Here is a 17,694-nt window from a genome sequence, read left to right on the forward strand (position 1 = left end):
GAGAGAGGATGGTCCAATTGGATCATCCTCTTTCAGTATCAGCGCAACTAAAGGTTCAGCCTGCGCCAAGGCTTGGCTTTGCCATGTTTTCTTTTAATTGATGATAGATTTCAGAATTGCACCGAAATATATATATCCACCTTAAACTAACAAAAAACCGCCCATAAGGACGGTTTTATACCATTTGAAGCGGCAGGATGTATAGGAGGATGGCGAAAAAGTGGGCGGCTGATCCAGCCAGGACGAACACATGCCAGACTGCATGGTGATACGGAAAGCCTCGCCAGACATAAAACACTGTTCCGACGGTGTATAATACTCCACCGATGATGAAAAGCTGCATACCTGTGCTTGGCATCGTCGTCATTAATGGCTTCCAGGCAATCAAGGCGAGCCATCCCATCACGATGTAAATGATGGTCGAGATGAACAGGAACCGTTTTACGAAGAAGGCTTTGAAAAACACGCCGATGATTGCGATTCCCCATACCACTCCGAACAACGTCCATCCGAGTGCCCCTTTGACGACGATGAAAAGGAAAGGGGTATAGGTTCCGGCAATGAAAATATAGATGGCGGCGTGGTCGAAAATCTCGAAAAGATCCTTCGCTCTTCCTTCAGGGAAACTATGGACCAGGGTTGAGGCTGTATACAATAAGAGCATCGAAGCCCCGTAGATGGAAAAGCTCACCACATGCCATACTGATCCGTCCAATGCAGACATGACGACGAGAAATACGAGTCCGACCACGCTGAACAAGGCTCCGATTCCGTGTGTGATTGCATTGGCTATTTCTTCTTTCCGTGTATACGTATGGGTATTCGCCATTATAGCCCTCCTATGTTTTAGACGACTTCCGTTGTTATCGTATGTTCGTCATCAATGGTGAATGAAGTTGCAGATTTCTGTTTCGGGTCGAAATAGACGATCAAAAGCGTATCTTTTTCGACTAGTTCATCATCCATTAAAAATGCAGTTAAATCAAAGGATAAGCGTTCGATCATCACATGCTTATGCAATTCTTTTTCACTCAGGTTGAGTTCTTTGAAGTCTCCTGACACTTTTTCAGGATGATCAGCGAGAAATCGAAGATAAGCGGATTGAGTTGCCTTATCCATGGAAAAGTCCCACCACGGCTTTCTCGGCTTGTGCTTCTGACGGATGAAATAGTCATATTTCATCAAACCTTCCACGATCTCAAGGTTAGAATTTCCTCGATCACTTAAGAATGAGTGGAGGCGCTTGTATAAATCCTCCAGCTGATGTCCGATCCTTGACCATCCACGCGTTTCCCAATAGTCTCCGAATTGCTGGAAGAAGTCGAAAGCAGAAGGGAAGACATGATCGATCAAATAACTGACGGTCGTGTCCATCCGGTGGTCATTCCAGAACTTCTCCAGGACATCTTCCACACGCTTGATCTTGATGATTTCATCAAAACTCAGCACATTGTTCCCAAGAATCTCATAGGGTGCTTTGTCCATATAGATATATTCATGGTTGTCCGCTCGTAGACGCATGCCTGTTCCTCTGAGCATCTTCAAAAAGCCAAGTTGCACTTCTTCGATACGGAAGGCAAATACATCGTTGAAGGTTTTCCGGAACGAGTCATAATTTTCTTCAGGCAATCCAGCAATCAAGTCAAGATGCTGAACGATTTTACCGCCATCACGGACGGTTGTCACTGTTCTTGTCAGCTTGTCGAAATTCTGTCGTCGTTCAACCAACTCATTCGTATTGTCATTCGTGGATTGTACACCGATTTCGAACCGGAATAAGCCGACAGGGGCATGTTCATTTAAAAAATCGATGACTTCAGGACGCATGATATCAGCTGTAATTTCGAACTGGAACACAGTGCCCGGAAGATGTTCTTTGATCAAGAAATCGAACATTTCGAGCGCATAATCCCTGCGGATATTGAATGTCCGGTCGACGAATTTGATGGTCCTCGCGCCATTATCCATCAAGAAACGAATTTCTTCTTTCATCATTTCAATGTCAAAGTAACGGACGCCGACCTCAATCGAAGACAGGCAAAAGGAACAGGAATATGGACAGCCTCTGCTCGTCTCGATGTATGTGACCCGTTTTGAAAGCTGCGGCAGATCCTCTTCCAGTCGGAAGGGTGACGGGACTGTTTTCAGATCGAGTTTCGGTCTCGGACCAGTCCGGAATGGTTTTCCGTTCTTCATGTATGCTATACCTGCAACCGAATCGACTTCTTCTTCTTTTTCGAGCGCCTGTAAAAGGTCTTTGAAGGTTTCTTCGCCTTCACCTACGACGATGTAATCGACATGCTCCAGCCGCTCCAGCCATTGTGGTACATCATAAGAGACTTCTGGTCCTCCGAGCACGATTTTTACATCAGGTTTGATCTTCTTCATCATTTCAATGATCGGAATCGTCTCTTCGATGTTCCAGATGTAACAGCTGAATCCGATGACGTCAGGGTTCCGGGCATACAAATCACTGACGATGTTCATCACTGGATCTTTGATCGTATATTCAGCCATATCAATTTTGAAATCAGGCTCACAATACGTTTTCAAATACCTTAAGGCAAGGCATGTATGGATATATTTAGCGTTCAGGGTGCTTACGACTATGTTCATTTTTTTCACTCCGTGTTGGTCAAAAATAATGTCCTATTTAACAATTCATTTTATCACATTTTTGCAGGTGGCTTCACGATTATTGTGAAAAGAGGAATTTTAAAAGGGGAAATGGAAGTATATACGAGGATACAAGCGAAATGTTTTACAAAGGTGATCGATTAGCAGAAAATCAAATTAACACCAAAAAAGAAGGAGAGGTCTGATATGGAACGATTAACAGAAGAACAAGTGTCTGAGCAGCTTCAGAAGCTTGAAGATTGGAAACTGACCGATGAAAAATGGATCACAAAGAAATATCGATTCAAAGATTATCTGGATGGAATTGATTTTGTCAGTAACATCGCTCGTCAATCTGAGGAAATCCAACATCATCCTCTCATTTCCGTCGATTATAAGCTTGTAACAGTCAAGTTGAGTTCCTGGCAGGCAAAGGGTCTGACAGAACTGGACTTCAAGCTTGCTGCTGATTATGACCGTATCTATGATCAATAGGAGGAAAATATGAAATTCATCTATGGAAATCACCAAAATGAACCGATTGTTGCAGTCCTTTTAGAGAATCAGCCTGAAAAGGCACTTGATCTGACGCGTGCTGCATCTGCATTTGAAGTCGATTTGCCGAAAACTCTGCTTGAAGCTGTCCAACTAGGCGAAGACTTCGTCAAAAAGGTCGATGAGTTGCAGTCGCTTTTAAGAGAACAGGGTAACAATGAAAAATACATTCTAGAGCTCGATTCGATAGAACTGCTGGCTCCAATTCCACGACCGACGAAAAATATCTTTTGTGTAGGAAAGAATTATCTCGACCATGCGCTTGAGCTTGGCACAGAGGCAGATGTACCTGAAGTGCCGATGATTTTTTCAAAAGCTCCGACGACAGTAATTGGTCCGGACCAACCGATCATCATTCCGACAGAGGTCACGACTGATATCGATTATGAAGGTGAGCTTGCAGTGGTCATCGGGAAAAAGGGAAAGGCGATTACACGTGAAGAAGCATATGACTATGTGTTCGGGTATACACTCATCAACGATGTAACCGCAAGAGATCTTCAGAGTAAGCACAAACAATTTTTAATCGGGAAGAGCTTGGATGCTAGCTGTCCGATGGGACCGGCTTTGGTTCATAAATCTGCAGTCCCTGATCCTCACGATCTACATATTACAACTTTCGTAAATGGAGAAACACGCCAAAGTTCTTCAACATCGAAAATGATTTTCTCGATACCTGAATTAATCGAGGTCCTATCGAAAGGAATGACACTCGAACCAGGAGACATCATTGCAACGGGTACACCTGCTGGAGTCGGAAAAGGATTCAAGCCGCCTAAATATCTGAAAGCAGATGATGTCGTCAAAATCGAAGTGGAAAACATCGGTATCCTGTCAAACCCTGTACACAATGATGTTTAAAGGACCCCACCGAATGGAATTGTAAGAGTAGTACACAGATTTGTTGATACGATCATTTTGAAAAATGGAGGCGTTACGATGGATAAAGGTATTTTTATCAATAACGAATGGTCTGATTATGGTCTGGAAAAAGTCGAAGTAGTGAACCCTGCAACAGGTGAACGCGTCGGTACAGTTCCACGAGGCGGGAGAAAAGAAGCAAGAATGGCTATCGATGCAGCCCACGACGCATTTCCATCGTGGTCCAATTTGACAGCATATGATCGTGCTGCTTATTTAGAGAAGTTATATGATTTGATGCTGGATCATGAAGATGAGCTGGCGAAACTCATGACGGAAGAAATGGGTAAGCCGCTGAAGGAATCGAAAGGTGAGGTCCAGTATGCGGCTTCCTTCTTAAAGTGGTTTGCTGAAGAAGGGAAACGTGTCTATGGCAGGACGATTCCTGCTTCAAAAGAAAACAAACGAATGCAAGTCAACAAGCAGCCTGTCGGCGTTGTCGGTGCGATCACACCATGGAACTTTCCGGCAGCGATGATTACTCGTAAACTTGGTCCAGCATTAGCAGCTGGATGTACGTTCGTCGTCAAGCCGCCGAATGAAACGCCATTGACAGCTGTACGTCTAGTAGAACTTTGTCAGGAAGCAGGTATTCCGAAGGGTGTCGTCAACATTGTTTCTGGGAAGTCCTCAGAGATCGGAGAAGAGCTTTTATCGAATCCGAAGGTCCGCAAAGTGACATTCACTGGTTCAACAGAAGTCGGAAAGCTATTGATGAAACAAGGTGCTGAACAGGTTAAAAATATGTCGCTAGAGCTTGGCGGTCATGCTCCGATCGTCGTACTGGATGATGCGGATGTCAAGTACGCAGCTGAACAGACAGTCGCCTCTAAATTCCGTAACGGAGGGCAGACTTGTATTTGCGGTAACCGGATCTATGTTCAGGAAAAGATTTACGATGAATTCATCGAAGAAGTTGTAGCCATCACGGAAAAGCTGAAGGTTGGCAATGGTCTTGAAGAAGATACGGATATCGGACCGATGATCAATAAAGACGCCTATGAAAAAGTCGAAAAGCATGTTCAGAATGCAGTTAAGCAAGGTGCGAAGTGCGTTGTCGGCGGAAAAGGGCAAGAAGCTGAGAACGGAACGTATTATTATGAGCCAACGGTGCTTATCGATGTTGAACCGAGCATGCTGATCATGAATGAAGAGACGTTCGGTCCAGTTGCTCCAATCCAAAAGGTGAAAACAGATGAAGAAGCTGTTAAGTATGCGAATATGACGCCGTACGGATTAGCGGCGTACGTGTTCAGTGAGCATTACAGCCGTGGATTGAAAGTGGTCGAAGCACTCGATTATGGTATTGTCGGCTGGAATGACGGGGTACCATCAGCGGCACAAGCACCATTCGGAGGTATGAAACAGAGTGGACTCGGCCGAGAAGGCGGAATTGAAGGAATCGAAGAGTATCTCGAAACCAAATACATCTCGATCGGCTTGAAAGAATAGCACTTAGAAGGAGAAAGGATTGACCTGACGGCAAAAATGCCCCGGTCAATCCTTTTCTTTTTCCGATTTTGGTGTTAAGTCTAAAAATCCGGCTCTAAGTCTAAAATTTTTGATTTAAGTTAAAAAAATCGCCATTAAGTCTAAAAATTTTGCTTTATGTCTAAAAAGTCCACTCCTAAGTCTAAAACCAATACCAACGTGAGTTTCCGAAGCCTACTTGAACACTGCCCGATTCCGAACTTTGACGCTTTTTTCTTTTTCCCCGTCTAGTAAAGGTGAAGCTACCAGCAGTAACGAGGCGATCAAAGCGATATAGAAACCAGCTGTCACGATGTTTCCAGTGTTCGTGAGGATATAAAGACAGCTCATCACTGCGATCAATCCCGCACCACAATCCAAATAAATGCTTGGCTTCCGCTTTGAAAATAACATTATTAATACGAAAGATGAAATAACTGGTGCAAGAAGCATCAAAAACAACGAGAACATTTGCTCATTGCTGATTTTCATGACACCGAAACTGTTCAGCTGATTGGCAAGGGAAATTGTCTTGAATGGGAGAAGGTAGCCGATTACCGGAACAGTGGTGACGATGAAAGGTATTTTCAGCCATGGGAGTGCAAAACTCACGAGAAGTGAAATATGTAACCAGATGCGTAGGTTTTTCATTAGAAGACCCTCCAAAGATGAAATTGAGATAAGCTACCATAGACATATTCAACTTCCTCTTCAATAAGAACTGACGAAGGTCCTGATTATGTACATTTTTCGTATTGGTGTTTTTTGATCAGTAGGAAATATACTCGCTTTCCGCGGGCGAACCGCGAGCCTCCTCACTTGGACAGGATGTACTGGCTTCGACCTTGGTGCAGGCTGCACCATACATAGTTGCGCTGATATTGAAAAAAGTATTTTCTGCTTTCTTTAAATGCAAAAAAGAACAGGCGCCAATGAGCCTGTTCTTCCTCAAGATGTTTCTTTTACGCTTCTAAAACTTCTTTAATCTTTCCGATCGCCCAATCGAGATCTTTTTTGTCGATCACAAGTGGTGGAGCGAAACGGATGACAGTTTCGTGCGTTTCCTTACAAAGCAATCCTTTTCCCTTCAATTGCTCACAATACGAGCGTGCAGCTTCAGTCAACTCAACACCAATGAATAAGCCGCGTCCACGAATTTCTTTTATCTTCGGATTGTTGATCTTCTTCAATTCCTCTTGGAAGTAGTTCCCCAATTCCAAAGAACGTTCTACTAATTTCTCTTCTTCAAGAACTTCAAGGGATGCGATCGATACCGCACATCCTAATGGATTTCCACCAAATGTAGAACCGTGTGAACCTGGATTGAAGACACCTAAAATATCTTTGTTAGCAGCAACACAGGAGATCGGGAATACCCCTCCACCCAGCGCTTTTCCAAGGATGTACATGTCTGGAACGACGTTCTCCCAATCACAGGCGAACGTTTTACCAGAACGGCCTAAGCCTGATTGAATTTCATCGGCCACCATCAACACATTTTCAGAAGTACATAATTCACGCGCTTCTTTTAAGAAACCATCCTCCGGAATGTTGATCCCAGCTTCACCCTGGATTGGCTCGAACAAGAATGCTGCAGTATTTTCTGTGATTGCATTACGTAATGCTTCGATATCGCCGTATGGAATGACCTTGATACCAGGAAGCATAGGTCCGAAACCGCGCTTGTATTCAGCTTCTGATGAAAGGGAAACGGCTGTCATCGTACGGCCATGGAAGTTTCCTTCACATGCGATGATTTCTGCTTGATTGTCTGCAACGCCTTTTACATCATATGCCCATCGGCGTGCAGTCTTGATTGCCGTCTCAACTGCTTCTGCACCAGTATTCATCGGCAGAATCATATCTTTATTCGTCAGTTTCGATACTTTTTCATAAAATGGAGCTAGTTGTTCGTTGTGGAACGCTCGGGAAGTCAACGTTACACGGTCAGCCTGCTGCTTAAGTGCTTCAATGATTTTCGGGTGTCGATGCCCCTGATTGACAGCGGAATATGCGCTCAGCATATCCATATACTTATTGCCTTCTGGGTCTTTCACCCATACACCTTCTGCTTCGGAAATGACGATCGGGAGTGGGAGATAGTTTTTTGCTCCATACTGTTCTGTTTTCGAAATGATTTCTTCTGTTCCATGTTGGTTTCTTACTTTACTCATGTGGCTCACTCCATTCTTTTCAATTCATTTTGACTCTTTCACCATTATAAATGAAAACGCTTTTGCATTACACCCTCAGCATCAGATTTCCCTTTTGGAAAGGGTTTTGATATGATGAAATCGATTGAGTTTAGAGGAGGAATGCTGGATGCTTCATGCACATGTTACGTCTTGGGCGATTGCAATCATCCTGTTTTTTGTAACGTATTTTCTATTAAAAGCAGGAAAAGCGAAAGGCCATAAGATCACAAGCATGATTTTAAGGTTGTTTTATATTTTCATTATCGTTACTGGTGGAATGATGTTCGTACAATACTTATCAGGCGGATATTATGAATTTGAATTATTTGCGAAAGCACTGGTAGGTATCTGGGTGATTGGAAGTATGGAAATGGTGTTGGCAAAAGCGAAAAAAGGGGCTTCTGTCATTGGAATGTGGATCATGTTCGTCATTTCACTGATCCTAGTTTTATACCTGGGTTATCACGCATTGCCAATGTAAAAAGACAAACCATCAAGAAAGAGCTTATCCGATAGGGACAAGCTCTTTTTTACACTTTCTTCAGTAAAAGCGCAACTGAGGCTCAGCCTGTGCAAGGTTTTCTTTAATCCGCAAACGTATTTTCTGTGATGATCACCATGACTGCTTTTTCAATCGTGTCGTCCTTCGGTTTGGTTTCAAAGTATGTATCGATTTGCTGAAGAAGTTGATTGGGGTCTTCGATGTGTATGTCTCTTGACTTCAAACCCTTTGTAAGATGGATGGCAAAAGTAAGACGATCTTGAGTTGATAGAGACTGCCACTCTTGCCCGGTGTTTTGTAAAATGTCTTCAGGATTCTTAGAAGGGGACGTGTGGAGGCCTGAGGCTTCTCTTTGTTCTTTCATTTGAATCATGCTTTCTTCATCTACAAAAAAATCCGTTAATTCAGGACTAACAGCTATTGAGGAAATTCCCAATAAGACTGCAAGAGTAAGTAAACCGAATAAGAAATTTTTCATATGTACCATGCCTTTGTCTTAATGTGTGTATATCAGTATAACATTTTTTTGTAAGGCTGTATTCGCAAACGTTGTTGCTCTTGAAAGTCGTTGATTTCCGCTCCAGGATGCTCGTTTTCCGCGGGGCGTGCGGTGAGCCCACTCGTCGCCTTGCGACCTCAGGAGTCTCCTTTTCAAGGAAGCATTTGTGCTCCTGCGTCTACAAGAAAGTCCTGTCGAAGCGAGCTTCCTCGTCGCATGCCTTGCGAGGAGATTATTCAGGTAGTAGGCACACTGATCCCGCAGGAGTCTCGCACCTTGCTCTCCAATCAACTTGCACAAGGTGATTTTTTGATAATAACTCAAAAGCAACAATCTTTTAGATAAGAGCCTTATGTAAAGTGGTTAACGTTCTTCACCAAAAAAGGGGGAAATTATGAAATTCTATCAATTCAATCCAACTAAAGCTAAGGTGATCGATCAATTTGGCAGTTCTGGTGTACGTATTTCGCCTTTCGTACGCCAAAAAGGATTTCAGCAGACAGCTTGTATCCACTTCGAAAAAGAAAGCTGCCTCGGTATGCATCCTGCCACGGTCAATCAATTGTTCATTGTTGTATCCGGTGAAGGGTGGGTACGTGTAAAAGATTCAGATAAAGTGAAAGTTTCCACTGGAATAGCTGTGTTTTGGGAGCAGGGGGAAGAGCATGAATCAGGATCAGAGGAATCCATGGAGGTCATTGTGTTAGAAGGGGCGAACATCGATCCTTCAACATTTATGTCTGAAATCGAAGTGAAATAGGATAAAAGACCTTATTCCCTTTATTCGAACATAGTAAAATAGGAGTTTATACACCCTTGGGATTGATGAAGGGAACGACTGATTTGGTCGATAAAAGGTATGGATATGTCTAAAAATTAACGATCAGATCATTTTCAATCGATGCTGGGGAAGGGTGTAAAGATGAAGACTGTCAGCACGATTTATAGTAGTAAGAAACAATTACAATCATTCATAGATATGAACGACCTACAATCGGTGCATGATCGGTTATTGATCCAGATCTTCACATCAGAGGGGAAGGTACGGATTTCAAGACTGGTAGAGATGCTTGATCAGGAGTTTCCGCAAGCAGCAATCATCGGTGCGACAGTGGACGCCTCCTTTTGTGAGGAAATCAGGACGAGCGGTACGACGATCTCTTTTACGGTTTTCGATAAGGTGCAGCTTGCGTGTATTGGTATTTCTGATAATGAAGTTATGGAAGCCAATGAATGTGGGATTCATATTGCTGAACGGATCATCAAACCAGATACGAAAGCCGTCATCCTGTTCGGAAGCAGCAGTACATATAACAATCTGGGGGTGCTGAAGGGGTTGGAGAAAGTAGCCCCAGGTGTAGTAGTCGCAGGCGGCAATGCCGTACCGATTGGAGAACGAAATATAGAATTCCTGATCTCTAATGAAGGTTTGATCGATTCAGGAGTGACGGCGGTCAGCCTGACTGGAGAGGAATTAAAGGCCTCGGTCCATGCCTGTTCGGATTGGAATACGGCAGGTCGTTCTTTTATAGTGACGAAAGCTGAAGGTTCCATCCTCTATAGGCTGGATGATGTACCAGTCAAAGATATCTATGAAAAATATCTCGGAAGTGAAATGACGACGAATATCATAGATTCACGTTCTTCCTTTCCTTTGATGGTGACACGTGGGGAGCAGACAGAGCCTGTGATGGTGAAGCGTTTTTGTGAAGACGGTTCGATCGAAGTCTTTCAACCGATTCAGGAAGGTTGCAAAGTTTCAATTGGTTGTGGAGACGTTGGGATTTTTCTGGATTCGATGAATTGTATCTATCGCCAGCTGGAAAGTAAGCCTGTAGAAGGGCTCTTCCTATATTCATGTTTATCCAGGCGCAGGTTTTTCAATATCGGGATCGCTCATGAGATGGATATGATCAAAAGTCTCGTTCCGACAGTAGGGGCTTTCACAGCCGGTGAATATTATCATGAGGATGGAAAGAATGACGTCTTAAGCTATGCCCTTTCGTTCTTGATGTTAGCAGAAAATGAAACGTATATTGATGAACAAACTTTCCGGAACGCAAATAACGTTGCTTCCCACTATCAAGAATTTCTTGCGATGTCACAGCTCGTAAAGGCATCCACAGAGGATCTTGAGGTTTTGAACGACTCTCTTATGATGGCTGAAGAGAAAATTTCACAGTTGGCTTATCACGACAGTTTGACAGGCTTGCCAAACCGTATGTATTTCCATGAAAGATTGACTGATGCGATCGAGTCAGCTGAAAAATCGAATGAGAAACTTGCGGTGATGGTAGTCGATTTGGATGAGTTCAAGATGATCAACGATAGTCTAGGGCATCAGGCAGGTGACCGGATTTTAAAACATGTGGCAAGAAATATGAGCGGGATGATTGAAGAGGGGCAATGCCTTGCACGGTTTGCTGCAGATGAATTCCTCATTTTCGTTCCCGGTGAAAGTGATTTGGATAAGCTGACGTGTTTAGCAAAAAACATCTTGTCAGTTATCAAAAAACCGATTTTCTTGAACGGCAAAGATTATGTTCTGTCTGGAAGCATCGGAATCAGTATGTACCCTGATGATGCCAGAAATGATGAGCACCTCTTGAAGAATGCGAACTTGGCGATGCACCGTGCAAAATTAGACGGAAGAAACAGTGTGCAGTTTTTTACGATGGAGATGAATGATTCAATTAACGAACGACTTGAAATGGAATATCATCTGAGAAAGGCGATGTCGTTGGGGGAGTTTGAAATCTTCTATCAACCGCAGATCAATATATCCGATGGGAAAGTGTTCGCTTGTGAAGCATTGCTGAGATGGAATCATACGAAACGCGGAATGATTCCTCCGAACCTTTTTATTCCGATCGCTGAAAAAGCGGGATTGATTAATGAAATCGGGAAATGGGTCCTTGAACAAGCTTGTAAACAAGTACGCAGTTGGCACGACCAAGGTGCGGAACACTTATCAGTTTGTGTGAATGTTTCTGGAAGGCAATTTCAACGATTGGAGTTCGTCGATGAAGTAAAAGAATGCTTGGGGATTTCTGGTCTGAGTCCTTCTGCGCTGCATATCGAATTGACAGAGAGCATTATGCTTGAAGATGTGGAACACAGTCTGTGGATCATCAATCAGTTGAGAGCTCTCGGTGTGAAAATATCTGTCGATGATTTCGGCACAGGATACTCTTCTTTAAGCTACTTGAGGGATTTTCCGATCGATATTCTGAAAATCGACCAATCGTTCATACGGAACCTGGAAGAATTCAGTTCAGATGCTGCAATCGTCCGTGCAATCATTATGATGTGTGAAGGATTGAACGTCACGGTCCTCGCTGAAGGCGTGGAAACGAAAAATCAACTGATCACCTTGAAGAAATTTGGATGTGACCAAGTACAAGGGTACTATATCAGCAAACCTGTCAATCCGGTACAAATCCAAACCTTCCTGACAGGAAACAAAATCATTTAAAGAAAGCAAATAAGGAAAAGCGGCTCGACTAAAACCAATCGAACCGCTTTTTGTTGTATAGGATAAGTGTACCAGGCACCGAATGGAACCTCAACAGCGCCAAGGGTTCTGAAAGTGTACCAGGCACCGAACGAGACCTCAACAGCGCCAATGGATCTGAAAGTGTGCCAGGCACCGAACGAGACCTCAACAGCGCCAAGGGTTCTGAAAGGGTGCCAGGCACCGAATGAAACCTCAACAGTGCCAATGGATCTGAAAGTGTACCAGGCACCGAAGTGGCACTGATATTTAGTATAGGTCGGTGCGGCGGTCTTCGTAGATTGGGATGCGGGTACGGATTTCGTTCAGTTCATCAATGGAGATGTCAGCGAATAGGATGGTTTCTGTTTCATCTGCTTCTGCGATGATTTCGCCCCATGGGTTGATGATGATCGAGTGTCCGCCAAATTCATTGTCAGGGTCAGCGCCGATACGGTTACAGGCAACGACGTAACATTGGTTTTCAATCGCTCGTGTAATCAAAAGGTTACGCCAGTGTTCCGTTCTAGGTTTCGGCCATTCAGCCGGTACAAACAACACTTTAGCTCCTTCAAGCGCATGCTTGCGCATCCATTCTGGGAAACGGATATCATAACAGATGAACCCCGCTGAAGGCACTCCGTCAATTTCAAAATGGCCGTCATTATTTCCTGCAGTAAGGTATTTTTCTTCATTCATAAGGCGGAACAAATGGACCTTGCTGTATTTTTTCACAACATCACCTTCACGATCAAATACGATCATCGTGTTGTAGACGCTGTCTTTAGACTTTTCAGCGACGGAGCCCGCAATGATATTCACCCGGTAAGTCGAAGCAAGTGAAGAGATGAATTCGATGGTCTGTTTCCCTTCATCATCACCGATTTCATCAAGCCGCTTTAAATCATACCCTGTCGTCCACATCTCTGGAAGGACAATCACATCAGCTGATTCATTACATGCATCTCGGATCGTCGCTGTCACTTTTTCAAAATTCACTTGTGGTTTTCCGAATTCTATATCCATCTGTATTACTGCTACTTTCATACAAGGGCCCCCTTAATTCCAGATTTACAATATAAATCCCTTTACATTTAGTCATTTACACTTTAACATAAGTGATTAGAATTTTACGACAATTTACAATTGAAACTTAACAATATAGGAGGTTATCAGATTGGCTCGTTTTCAACAATCAGAATCAATCAAACGTTTGCCTGACCAATTCTTTGCAAAACTTGTAAATAAGATCGAACCCTACTATCAAGCTGGTTATGACATGATCAATCTCGGACAGGGGAATCCTGACCAGCCTACCCCGGATCATATCATCGAGGCACTGCAGACCTCAGCAACCAACCCGATCCACCATAAATATCCCCCATTTCGAGGTCATACCTTTTTGAAAAAAGCGATTGCCGATTATTATAAACGGGAATACGATGTCGATCTAGACCCTGAAAAAGAAGTCACCGTCCTTTTTGGGGCAAAAGCGGGTCTCGTAGAAGTAAGCCAATGCTTGTTAAACCAGGGGGATACTGTATTAGTACCCGATCCAGGTTACCCTGACTATGAATCTGGGATCGCCATCGCTGGTGCAAATCAATATAAGATGCCGCTTAAAAAGGAAAATGACTTCCTGCCAGACTACGATTCTATTTCACAAAATGTTCTGGAACAAGCAAAATTGATGTTCCTGAACTATCCTAACAACCCGACAGCAGGTATCGCAACAAAGGAATTTTTCGAAGAGACGGTTGAGCTCGGTGAAAAGACTGGATGCTGTATCGTTCATGATTTTGCGTACGGATCGATCGGGTTTGACGGCAAGAAACCGATTAGCTTTCTTCAGACAAAAGGGGCAAAAGAGGTCGGAGTCGAGATGTACACGCTTTCCAAAACATACAATATGGCCGGTTGGCGTGTTGGCTTTGCATTAGGGAATGAGGAAGTCATCGAAGCACTTAACCTTATCCAAGATCATTACTATTGTGGTATGTTCGGCGGCATCCAGGAAGCAGCGGCAAGTGCATTAAACGGCCCACAGGACTGTGTTCACGAATTGACCGCTTTATATGAAGACCGTCGCAACGCATTTATCACGAAATTGAATGATCATGGATTCAACGTTGATCTTCCGAAAGGATCCTTTTTCTCGTGGCTTCCTGTGCCAGAAGGATATACATCAGAAGAGTACGCGGAACTTTTAATCGAAAAAGCGCATGTGATCGTAGCACCTGGAAATGGATTCGGCGAAACAGGTGAAGGATTCGTCCGAGTTGGATTGAATTGTGAAAAAGAACGCCTGCTTGAAGCTGCCGACCGAATGATCCATTTACACGAAAACCACCTGTGATTCTAACTCCTCGAACCATCCCGAGTGGGCACATTTCACACTTCTTCGCATAAATTGTGTAGAGAGATGTGAGGATGATCGAATCCCTGGAAGGGTGAGGTAATAAAATGTGTGGAATCACAGGATGGATCGATTTTAAAGAAAATTTGACAAAAGAAACAGCAACAATCCAAAAGATGGCAACCACATTAGGAAAACGTGGACCGGATGCTACTACGCATTGGACAGCACCCCATGTCGCTTTCGGGCATGCACGTTTGATCGTGGTCGATCCTGCTGGTGGGGGTCAACCGATGCAGAAAGTCCATCACTCGAATCTATATACGATGGTCTATAACGGTGAATTATACAACACAGAAGACATACGGAAAGTCCTGGCATCGAAGGGGCATCGATTCGATTCCCACAGCGATACCGAGGTTCTTCTGACCAGTTACATCGAGTGGGGGGAGCAATGTGTAGACCATCTGAATGGCATTTATGCGTTTGCAATTTGGGATGAAAAGCACGAGCAGGTTTTCATGGCGAGGGACCGGCTTGGCGTAAAGCCGCTATTTTACAAAGAACAATCCGGATCCCTGATATTCGGTTCAGAATTGAAGGCGATCCTCGCTCATCCTGACGTAAAAGCAGAGGTTGACCGGGAGGGCTTGCAAGAAATTTTCGGATTAGGGCCATCGAGGACCCCGGGGCATGGCGTCTATAAAGGAATCAACGAACTAAGGGCCGGTCATGCGCTAAGATTGGACCGAAATGGATTGCGAATTTGGCGTTATTGGGATGTGAAAAGTGAAGAGCATACAGATTCGCTCGATGAGACAGTTGAGCAGGTCCGGTGGCTGCTGAAAGATGCTGTCGAAAGGCAACTGGTCGCCGATGTGCCGGTGTGTACTTTTCTGTCAGGCGGGGTCGATTCAAGCGCAATCAGTGCATTCGCTTCCCGCTTTTTCCAGCAGGAGGGGCGTGGTGCTCTTCATACGTATTCCATCGACTATGAAGAAAATGATAAGTACTTCAAGAAAAGCACTTTCCAACCGAACTCCGATGGTCCCTGGATTCAAATCATGCGGGATTATTTGAAGACGGTCCATCACTCCTCTGTAATTGAAAATACAAAATTGCAGCATTACCTGACAGCAGCTGTCCATATGAGGGACTTACCAGGAATGGCTGATGTCGATTCCTCCTTGCTTTGGTTTTGTGAAGAAATCAAACAGCAGTTCACGGTTGGGCTTTCTGGTGAATGTGCAGATGAAATATTCGGCGGATACCCATGGTTTTATCGACCGGAATTGTTAGAGAGGGATGCGTTCCCATGGATGCACTCGACAGCTGAACGTGAATCGATTTTGAGACCAGACTTGAGGAAAAAGCTCGATTTGAAAAACTATGTTCATGATCGCTATCAACAAACAATCAATGAAACTCCGAAACTTGATGGTGAAGAGCCTGCAGAGGCTAGAAGAAGAGAGATGTTCTACCTTAATATGCATTGGTTCATGGCAACGCTTCTCGACAGAAAAGATCGCATGAGCATGGGGGCAAGCCTCGAGGTCAGGGTTCCATTCGCTGATCATAGGATTGTAGAGTATGCCTGGAATATCCCGTGGGAGATGAAAATGTTTGAAGGCAGAGAGAAAGGCATATTACGAAAAGCACTCGAAGGAACCCTTCCTCATGAGATTTTGTACCGGAAAAAAAGTCCTTATCCCAAAACGCATCATCCGGAATACACCCGGCTCGTAAAGGCATGGCTAGGCTCGATCATTAAAAAGGATTCCGCGCCTATCTATGAATTGGTAGATCGGAACAAGGTATCGGAAATTATCCAGACAGATGGCGGAGCCTATAAAACTCCCTGGTTCGGACAGTTGATGACTGGCCCGCAGCTGATCGCCCATCTAGCACAAATCAATGTGTGGTTGGAAGACTACAATGTCAATATCATAGAGTGATAAATTTTAACGTGCGACTCTTCTGAAGGGTCGCTTTTAATTTTCTAAAACGCTTTTCATATAAAACCTTCTTTAAGATGGAAAATTAGGTCCGGGAAACTATAAATCCGACGAATGTTCCGATTAATGAAAATCTTAAGGTTCATTATGTAGGACATCGGTATAGCCTAACAATATTCCACAACAATCTCTCCATTATTTCGACATTCCCTCATACTATGGGCTTAGCAAAATTTAGGGATAAACAACCTCAATACTTTATACCTACTACTTACTGATAAAGTACTAGGACCATCCAAACCTTTGGTATTAATGAACTAACCTCGATTTCTATAAAATTCCAGAGGAGTTGAAAGTCCCAAACGAAATTTATCGACTAAACATTACCAATTCTTCATTTTTAGAAAATTCTGTTATTTATATTAATTTCTGCAAAAAATTGCTTTATGATGGATTCAACATCAAAGGATACAGACATCTCGCATTCGACAGGAAAGGGGGAAAGTTTTTTACGTTTCAGACAAGCTTATAACTTTTAGGAGGGGAAAGATGGTAAATTATCGGAGGTTTTTGTTGAATCGACGGGCATTTGCACTCGTCACAGCGATTCTACTACTAGTTTCAACATTTCTAGCTCCAACGGTCAACGCACGAACGATGAACACACAGGAATCGAACCCTGTAGCCACATCGTTCAAAGATGAAGCCCTAACCAATAAAGTAAGCAAGTCCTTACAAAACCAGTTCAAGGATGAGGATCAGGTCACGTTCTTGATCAAGTTCAATGAACAGGTTGATACCAAGAAAGTTTCGAAGAATGCGATTGAAAAAGCGGAGAAGCAGAAGCTGACGCCTTACAAGAAGGAACTGGCTCAACGCTCTGCAGTCGTATCGGCACTTCGCTCTACGGCAATCGAAACACAAGGGAACGTAAAACAATTTTTAGAGAAACAAAAAGCAAGCAAGGCAGTGAAAAACTATCAATCTTTCTTCATTGTCAATGCGATGGCTGTAACGGCGAACAAAGAAGTCATGGAGCAATTGGCTGCATTTCCTGAGGTAGCGAAAGTATTGCCGAATGAAGTGCGTCAACTCCAACCGATGCCTCAATCAACAAAAGCGTCCACTCAAC

The 17,694-nt window shown here is 43.7% G+C and carries 17 protein-coding genes; 11 read left to right on the forward strand and 6 right to left on the reverse strand.

Annotated elements, in window-relative coordinates:
• Positions 1-175: 175 nt before the first annotated feature.
• Positions 176-829: a PAQR family membrane homeostasis protein TrhA gene (gene trhA / locus ACTWQL_RS19615; protein ID WP_443144099.1), complete on the reverse strand. Its 654-nt coding sequence runs from the start codon at positions 827-829 to the stop codon at positions 176-178.
• 17 nt (positions 830-846) lie between these two features.
• Entirely contained in the window at positions 847-2,616 is a 1,770-nt protein-coding gene (locus ACTWQL_RS19620; protein ID WP_443144100.1) for a B12-binding domain-containing radical SAM protein, read from the reverse strand.
• A gap of 207 nt (positions 2,617-2,823) precedes the next feature.
• Between ACTWQL_RS19620 and ACTWQL_RS19625 the strand changes: the two genes are divergently transcribed.
• The 3 genes from ACTWQL_RS19625 (at position 2,824) to ACTWQL_RS19635 (ending at position 5,544) form a co-directional block, all read left to right on the forward strand.
• Positions 2,824-3,111 (forward strand): 4a-hydroxytetrahydrobiopterin dehydratase, encoded by a 288-nt coding sequence (locus tag ACTWQL_RS19625; protein ID WP_443144101.1) that lies wholly within the window; start codon positions 2,824-2,826, stop codon positions 3,109-3,111.
• Positions 3,112-3,120: 9 nt separating this feature from the next.
• Entirely contained in the window at positions 3,121-4,032 is a 912-nt protein-coding gene (locus ACTWQL_RS19630; RefSeq protein ID WP_443144102.1) for a fumarylacetoacetate hydrolase family protein, read from the forward strand.
• A gap of 78 nt (positions 4,033-4,110) precedes the next feature.
• A complete protein-coding gene (locus ACTWQL_RS19635; RefSeq protein ID WP_443144103.1) occupies positions 4,111-5,544 on the forward strand; it encodes an NAD-dependent succinate-semialdehyde dehydrogenase in 1,434 nt (477 codons plus the stop codon).
• 213 nt (positions 5,545-5,757) lie between these two features.
• On the opposite strand, the gene ACTWQL_RS19640 is transcribed toward ACTWQL_RS19635, so the two are convergent.
• Positions 5,758-6,213, reverse strand: coding sequence for a hypothetical protein (locus tag ACTWQL_RS19640; RefSeq protein WP_443144104.1), 456 nt, complete (start codon positions 6,211-6,213; stop codon positions 5,758-5,760).
• Positions 6,214-6,524: 311 nt separating this feature from the next.
• Positions 6,525-7,736, reverse strand: a complete 1,212-nt coding sequence (locus ACTWQL_RS19645; RefSeq protein ID WP_443144105.1) for an ornithine--oxo-acid transaminase — start codon at positions 7,734-7,736, stop codon at positions 6,525-6,527.
• A gap of 148 nt (positions 7,737-7,884) precedes the next feature.
• Between ACTWQL_RS19645 and ACTWQL_RS19650 the strand changes: the two genes are divergently transcribed.
• A complete protein-coding gene (locus ACTWQL_RS19650; protein WP_443144106.1) occupies positions 7,885-8,238 on the forward strand; it encodes a YisL family protein in 354 nt (117 codons plus the stop codon).
• A gap of 103 nt (positions 8,239-8,341) precedes the next feature.
• Here the strand turns inward: ACTWQL_RS19650 and ACTWQL_RS19655 are convergent, their stop codons facing one another.
• Positions 8,342-8,737 carry a hypothetical protein gene (locus ACTWQL_RS19655; RefSeq protein ID WP_443144107.1) on the reverse strand — a complete coding sequence of 132 codons (396 nt, stop codon included), beginning with the start codon at positions 8,735-8,737 and terminating at the stop codon, positions 8,342-8,344.
• 237 nt (positions 8,738-8,974) lie between these two features.
• Between ACTWQL_RS19655 and ACTWQL_RS19660 the strand changes: the two genes are divergently transcribed.
• From ACTWQL_RS19660 to ACTWQL_RS19675, 4 genes are all read left to right on the forward strand, one after another.
• Positions 8,975-9,103: a hypothetical protein gene (locus ACTWQL_RS19660; protein WP_443144108.1), complete on the forward strand. Its 129-nt coding sequence runs from the start codon at positions 8,975-8,977 to the stop codon at positions 9,101-9,103.
• Positions 9,104-9,152: 49 nt separating this feature from the next.
• Positions 9,153-9,518: a cupin gene (locus tag ACTWQL_RS19665; protein WP_443144109.1), complete on the forward strand. Its 366-nt coding sequence runs from the start codon at positions 9,153-9,155 to the stop codon at positions 9,516-9,518.
• A gap of 162 nt (positions 9,519-9,680) precedes the next feature.
• Positions 9,681-12,233 carry a bifunctional diguanylate cyclase/phosphodiesterase gene (locus ACTWQL_RS19670; RefSeq protein ID WP_443144110.1) on the forward strand — a complete coding sequence of 851 codons (2,553 nt, stop codon included), beginning with the start codon at positions 9,681-9,683 and terminating at the stop codon, positions 12,231-12,233.
• Between the two features lie 150 nt (positions 12,234-12,383).
• Positions 12,384-12,518 carry a hypothetical protein gene (locus ACTWQL_RS19675; protein WP_443144111.1) on the forward strand — a complete coding sequence of 45 codons (135 nt, stop codon included), beginning with the start codon at positions 12,384-12,386 and terminating at the stop codon, positions 12,516-12,518.
• 3 nt (positions 12,519-12,521) lie between these two features.
• On the opposite strand, the gene ACTWQL_RS19680 is transcribed toward ACTWQL_RS19675, so the two are convergent.
• Positions 12,522-13,298, reverse strand: a complete 777-nt coding sequence (locus ACTWQL_RS19680) for a carbon-nitrogen family hydrolase (protein ID WP_443144112.1) — start codon at positions 13,296-13,298, stop codon at positions 12,522-12,524.
• A gap of 130 nt (positions 13,299-13,428) precedes the next feature.
• On the opposite strand from ACTWQL_RS19680, the gene ACTWQL_RS19685 reads away from it, so the two are divergent.
• The 3 genes from ACTWQL_RS19685 to ACTWQL_RS19695 all read left to right on the forward strand — a co-directional run.
• Positions 13,429-14,607, forward strand: a complete 1,179-nt coding sequence (locus tag ACTWQL_RS19685; RefSeq protein ID WP_443144113.1) for a pyridoxal phosphate-dependent aminotransferase — start codon at positions 13,429-13,431, stop codon at positions 14,605-14,607.
• A 107-nt stretch (positions 14,608-14,714) separates the two neighbouring features.
• Positions 14,715-16,562 (forward strand): asparagine synthase (glutamine-hydrolyzing), encoded by a 1,848-nt coding sequence (asnB, locus tag ACTWQL_RS19690; protein ID WP_443144114.1) that lies wholly within the window; start codon positions 14,715-14,717, stop codon positions 16,560-16,562.
• Between the two features lie 549 nt (positions 16,563-17,111).
• Positions 17,112-17,694, forward strand: a 583-nt coding sequence (locus ACTWQL_RS19695) for a protease inhibitor I9 family protein (RefSeq protein WP_443144115.1), incomplete at its 3' end; no start/stop codon positions are given.

It is taken from the genome of Pseudalkalibacillus sp. R45 (genome assembly GCF_052246725.1).
GTDB lineage: Bacteria > Bacillota > Bacilli > Bacillales > Fictibacillaceae > Pseudalkalibacillus.

Excerpts from the sequence above, each read along its gene's own strand:
- trhA (WP_443144099.1), bottom strand. The coding sequence starts at position 829 with ATGGCGAATACCCATACGTATACACGGAAAGAAGAAATAGCCAATGCA.
- ACTWQL_RS19620 (WP_443144100.1), bottom strand. The coding sequence starts at position 2,616 with ATGAACATAGTCGTAAGCACCCTGAACGCTAAATATATCCATACATGC.
- ACTWQL_RS19625 (WP_443144101.1), top strand. The coding sequence starts at position 2,824 with ATGGAACGATTAACAGAAGAACAAGTGTCTGAGCAGCTTCAGAAGCTT.
- ACTWQL_RS19630 (WP_443144102.1), top strand. The coding sequence starts at position 3,121 with ATGAAATTCATCTATGGAAATCACCAAAATGAACCGATTGTTGCAGTC.
- ACTWQL_RS19635 (WP_443144103.1), top strand. The coding sequence starts at position 4,111 with ATGGATAAAGGTATTTTTATCAATAACGAATGGTCTGATTATGGTCTG.
- ACTWQL_RS19640 (WP_443144104.1), bottom strand. The coding sequence starts at position 6,213 with ATGAAAAACCTACGCATCTGGTTACATATTTCACTTCTCGTGAGTTTT.
- ACTWQL_RS19645 (WP_443144105.1), bottom strand. The coding sequence starts at position 7,736 with ATGAGTAAAGTAAGAAACCAACATGGAACAGAAGAAATCATTTCGAAA.
- ACTWQL_RS19650 (WP_443144106.1), top strand. The coding sequence starts at position 7,885 with ATGCTTCATGCACATGTTACGTCTTGGGCGATTGCAATCATCCTGTTT.
- ACTWQL_RS19655 (WP_443144107.1), bottom strand. The coding sequence starts at position 8,737 with ATGAAAAATTTCTTATTCGGTTTACTTACTCTTGCAGTCTTATTGGGA.
- ACTWQL_RS19660 (WP_443144108.1), top strand. The coding sequence starts at position 8,975 with ATGCCTTGCGAGGAGATTATTCAGGTAGTAGGCACACTGATCCCGCAG.
- ACTWQL_RS19665 (WP_443144109.1), top strand. The coding sequence starts at position 9,153 with ATGAAATTCTATCAATTCAATCCAACTAAAGCTAAGGTGATCGATCAA.
- ACTWQL_RS19670 (WP_443144110.1), top strand. The coding sequence starts at position 9,681 with ATGAAGACTGTCAGCACGATTTATAGTAGTAAGAAACAATTACAATCA.
- ACTWQL_RS19675 (WP_443144111.1), top strand. The coding sequence starts at position 12,384 with ATGGATCTGAAAGTGTGCCAGGCACCGAACGAGACCTCAACAGCGCCA.
- ACTWQL_RS19680 (WP_443144112.1), bottom strand. The coding sequence starts at position 13,298 with ATGAAAGTAGCAGTAATACAGATGGATATAGAATTCGGAAAACCACAA.
- asnB (WP_443144114.1), top strand. The coding sequence starts at position 14,715 with ATGTGTGGAATCACAGGATGGATCGATTTTAAAGAAAATTTGACAAAA.